The sequence below is a fragment of the Dehalobacter sp. genome (assembly GCA_023667845.1).
Taxonomy (GTDB): Bacteria; Bacillota; Desulfitobacteriia; order Desulfitobacteriales; family Syntrophobotulaceae; genus Dehalobacter.
On record JAMPIU010000104.1, the window covers coordinates 1 to 4,572 of the forward strand.

The 4,572-nt window shown below is 44.4% G+C and carries 4 protein-coding genes; 2 read left to right on the plus strand and 2 right to left on the minus strand.

Translation table 11 applies throughout. The annotated features are described in order from the left end of the window. Positions 1 to 278 (minus strand): hypothetical protein (locus NC238_07605; protein MCM1565805.1); only part of this gene is annotated, 278 nt, incomplete at its 3' end. Positions 279 to 622: 344 nt separating this feature from the next. On the opposite strand from NC238_07605, the gene mgtA reads away from it, so the two are divergent. Next, the gene (gene mgtA, locus NC238_07610) at positions 623 to 3,148 is read left to right on the plus strand and encodes a magnesium-translocating P-type ATPase (GenBank protein ID MCM1565806.1); all 2,526 of its coding nucleotides are present in this window, start codon (positions 623 to 625) and stop codon (positions 3,146 to 3,148) included. Then, positions 3,141 to 4,178 (plus strand): flippase-like domain-containing protein, encoded by a 1,038-nt coding sequence (locus NC238_07615; protein MCM1565807.1) that lies wholly within the window; start codon positions 3,141 to 3,143, stop codon positions 4,176 to 4,178. The genes mgtA and NC238_07615 overlap by 8 nt, the downstream gene beginning before the upstream one ends. 21 nt (positions 4,179 to 4,199) lie before the next feature. Here the strand turns inward: NC238_07615 and NC238_07620 are convergent. Next, on the minus strand, positions 4,200 to 4,572 hold a 373-nt coding region (locus tag NC238_07620; GenBank protein MCM1565808.1), incomplete at its 5' end, for a YbaN family protein.

Here is a 4,572-nt window from a genome sequence, read left to right on the forward strand (position 1 = left end):
CATACTGGCTTTCCACCAACTTCAAATGGCTTTAGCAAAGAACGGTTGGCACCCCAGACCCCAACCATAATCATGATAAAGCCCAGCCCGCCAAAGAGCAAAAAACGAATCGGGCGGTCCAGAAAACGCAAGGAGAGAACTGCCAGAATCGGAGTGAGTAACTCGCTTGTGGTTGACCGATAATAATCCAGAATTACCACAGCCATGCCCAAGCCAAGCAGCATGGCACCGATAACAGTCAGTCCCAACCAGCGTTTGTATCCGGTACCAGGCGACAACCAACGCGATTCATGTTTGATTCTGAGAAAAAAACGCTTCAGCCAATTCGTTTTTATTATGGGGGTCATAATTAAATTGATAATAGCAGGATTATTTCCAAACGTCAACGGAAAAAGCGCAAGGCGTGGTATCTATCAGCGAAGATTTGCGTCAATAATATACCAGCACCAGGTCCACGTCCGAAGCTGATAGCGCCCTAAATTGCTCTGATACCAAAACAAACACAAATGGTATAGACAACGATCTACTAAAAAAATGGAATGAGTATAATATTCATTATCTCCAAAGATAGTCTTTATCTTTTCTGGTTCTCTTGTCGTATGGATAAAAAAGGAGCCATCTGATGTCTGATTTCCCTTACTGGGCACTTTCAATTGAAACAGTTTTGGAAAGACTGCAATCATCGCCCAATGGTCTAAGCACCACCGCAGCCGAAAAATTGATCAAGAAATACGGTCTTAATCAGATTCAAAGCCATGAAAGGGTCACAACTTTCAAGCTCTTTCTGAGTCAGTTTAGAAGCCCGATCATGTTAATCCTGCTCGTTGCTGTGGTGATATCTGCCTTTTTAAAGGACTGGACAGATGCAGGGATTATTATCCTGATTGTTTTAGGAAGCGCCTTATTGAGTTTTTTTCAGGAATACAACGCATCGAATGCCGCAGCAAAACTGAAAGAACAGCTTTCCTTCAATTCCAAGGTCATGCGGGATGGTCAGGTCGTTACCTTACCAAGTGAAAACATTGTTCCAGGTGATATTGTCATGCTTTCTGCCGGTAGTCTGATCCCAGCAGATGGGTTGATTTTGAGTGTTAATGATTTCTTCGTCAATCAAGCTCTTCTCACTGGAGAAACTCTGCCGGTTGAAAAGCGACCTGGACAATGCATGGAAGACACGAACCTGCAGAATCGTTCTAACGTAGTGTTCATGGGCACCAGCGTTCGTAGCGGCTCTGCAAATGTTGTTATCACCGGGACTGGTCGGGCGACTGAGTTTGGTCAGATAGCAGACCGATTGAACCTGCGACCACCTGAGACTGAGTTTGAAACTGGCATCAAACACTTTGGTTTCCTTCTCACAGAAGTCATGTTGATTTTGGTGATTGGGATTTTCTTTTTCAATGTGCTTCTGAACAAACCTGTTTTTAATTCACTCTTATTCTCGATTGCCCTGGCTGTTGGGCTCACCCCCCAACTTCTACCGGCAATTATTAACATGAACCTATCCAAAGGCTCTCAACAAATGGGGAAGAGTGGTGTTATCGTACGGCGTCTTGAGGCAATAGAGAACTTCGGCAGTATGGATATTCTCTGCACCGACAAAACGGGCACCCTCACTGAAGGAGTCGTGCAACTAAATGGCGTGGTCGATGTGCAAGGACTTCCATCAGAAAAGTTACGACTACTTGCGCGGCTAAATGCGTCCTTGCAGACAGGCATAGCCAATCCTTTGGATGATGCCATTATCGCCCAGGAAGATCCTGGAGCAGAACAATACGATAAAGTTGATGAGATCCCTTATGACTTTATCCGTAAGCGCCTAAGCATTGTTGTCCGGGATAACACCAATTTAAGAACCATGATTACAAAAGGCGCACTGCTGAACGTACTGGAGATATGCAGTCAGGTTGAGGTGCAAGGCAAACCAATACCTCTTGAATCTGATAATCTTGCTGATATCAACCAGCGGTTCGAAAATTGGAGTGAGCAAGGTTATCGCGTTTTGGGTATTGCTACTCGTAACATGGGAACAGAACGGCTTGATTTTCGAACTGAAGACGAACAAGACATGTGTTTCATGGGTTTCCTCCTTTTCCTGGATCCACCGAAAAAAGGCATAAAAGAAACCCTGGAAGGTCTAGAAAAAATGGGGGTGAACCTCAAGATCATCACTGGTGACAACAAACTGGTTTCCCGTCATATAAGCCAGGCAATTGGTTTGACGGATGAAAAACTGATCACAGGTGATGAGCTACACCATACAAGCGATGAAGCTCTCATGCACGTTGTTGAGAATTACACAATTTTTGCTGAAGTAGACCCAAACCAGAAAGAACGCATCATTCTGGCGCTCAAAAAACGTGGGCATGTGGTTGGGTACATGGGAGATGGCATTAATGATGCGCCTTCATTACACAGTGCTGACGTTGGAATTTCGGTTGCTAACGCAGTTGACGTGGCGAAAGAGGCCGCAGATTTTGTGTTGTTAAAACAAGACTTAAACGTACTTAAGGAAGGGATTCTACAGGGTAGAAAGACTTTCGCCAACACACTAAAGTACATTTTCATGGCTACGAGTGCAAATTTTGGGAATATGTTCAGCATGGCAGGGGCATCACTGATATTGCCATTTCTGCCAATGCTGCCAAAGCAAGTCTTAATGATCAACTTTCTAACCGATCTTCCAGAAATGACCATCGCCAGTGATAACGTGGACGGAGAGGTGATCAAAGGTCCACGTAGAATGGACATCAAGTTTATTCGCCGTTTCATGTTCACATTTGGGCTCTTGAGTTCGATTTTTGACTATGCCACGTTTTTTGTGCTGATGTATGTTATGAAAGCAAACCAACAAGTTTTTCAGACAGGTTGGTTCATCGAATCCATTCTTTCTGCTTCGTTTATAGTCTTCGCAGTGCGTACCAGACTGCCAATTTTTCGAAGCAAGCCGAGTAGTGCAATGGTCATGATGACTGTGCTGGTAGCGGGTATTACTGTTGCTTTACCCTATTCAAAAGTCGGTCCTTTATTGGGTTTTGTTCCCTTACCTTTCCACTATATCGCCCTGATTGCAGGTATTGTATTGCTTTACATGCTGGCAGCTGAGCTCGTAAAAAAGTGGTTTTACCATAATATTAAAAATGCCTGAAACGACTCCAACCCAAGTTGTACCTAAAAGAAGATGGTGGTTATTTCTGACACTCTTGTTCATCTTGGGACTGGCTACGCATCTGCTTTTACCTCAAATCGCCACCTTTGAAAAATCTCTTGCGGTATTAAAGAGTATGACCTGGTGGTTAGTCGTATCAGCAGCCCTCGCCCAATTACTCAGTTATTTAGGTAGTGGTTATATGCTACAGGCTATTGTTGCCAATCGTGATAAGAATTTTTCAATCTGGCAAGGTGTGTTGATCACTCTGGCATCTTACAGCGTCGGTTTGGTTGCAGGCGGATGGATCGGCGGAGCGGCTGCAACATATGGATGGATGAAATTGGACAAAGCCAATTCGGAAAGCGCTTCTCTCGCCAGTATATTGCCCGCATTGTTAAATGATGCCGCTTTGATGTTAGTTTCAATACTCGGGGTTACGTATTTGTTCATCGTACACGACCTGACAAAAATGCAATTGATAGGATATGGTGTTGTTTTGGTTTTTTTAGGCGCACTGCTCTTGATGACGGTCATGGCAGCAAAAAGACCGAAAGCCGTCAAGTTTATTGCCACCAAAGTTGGAGCAGGTTGGGCAAAATTGCGTCATAAAGATTATGACTCTGAACAGACCAATGCTTCCGTCGACCGTCTTATAGCTGCCTGGAGATCACTCAACCAGGGTAGCTGGTTTAAGCCAGCACTTGGAGCTTTAGCCAGTATCGGATTCGATATGCTGACGCTTTACCTGGTTTTCCTGGCGGCAGGATACAAGGTCAACTTGAGTGTGCTCTTAGCTGGTTATAGCCTGCCACTAATGTTAGGAAAGATAGCCTTTATCCTCCCGGGGGGACTCGGAGTAATTGAAGGCTCAATGACTGCGTTGTTCGAAAGTCTTAAGGGACCTGCGGATATTGTTGTGGTCTCTATTTTAGGCTACCGATTGCTCTCATTCTGGTTGCCAACATTGTTTGGTTTTCTTGCAGCCGCTTACATGGGAAGAAAAGGATCCCATCAATTTGGTCTTTAGGAACCCACGAAAGGGTTGAGATCATTCTTCTTGAGTTGTGGTTTTAAGGTTAAGGATGTGGATACTAACGGCTGTGGCGATTGCACTTAAAATAATTTTCAACCAAATCATGTCGACAATCCATACGGTGATCAGAATGGTAGTCCAAAGCAGTGCCATTGCAGCGATTTTGCTGCGCTTGTCGACCGATTTATGCTCCATGTAATTACGCACCGGTGTGCCAAAGATTTTGTGGTTGTAAAGCCAATTTGCCCATTTATCAGAACCGCGTAAAAACAGGGCGCTCGCTAGAAGTAAGAAGGGAGTGGTCGGAAGAACAGGCAGGAACATGCCCAACATGCCTAAACCGAGTGACATAAAACCTATGGCAAGAAAGAAAGAGTTTTTCATAACC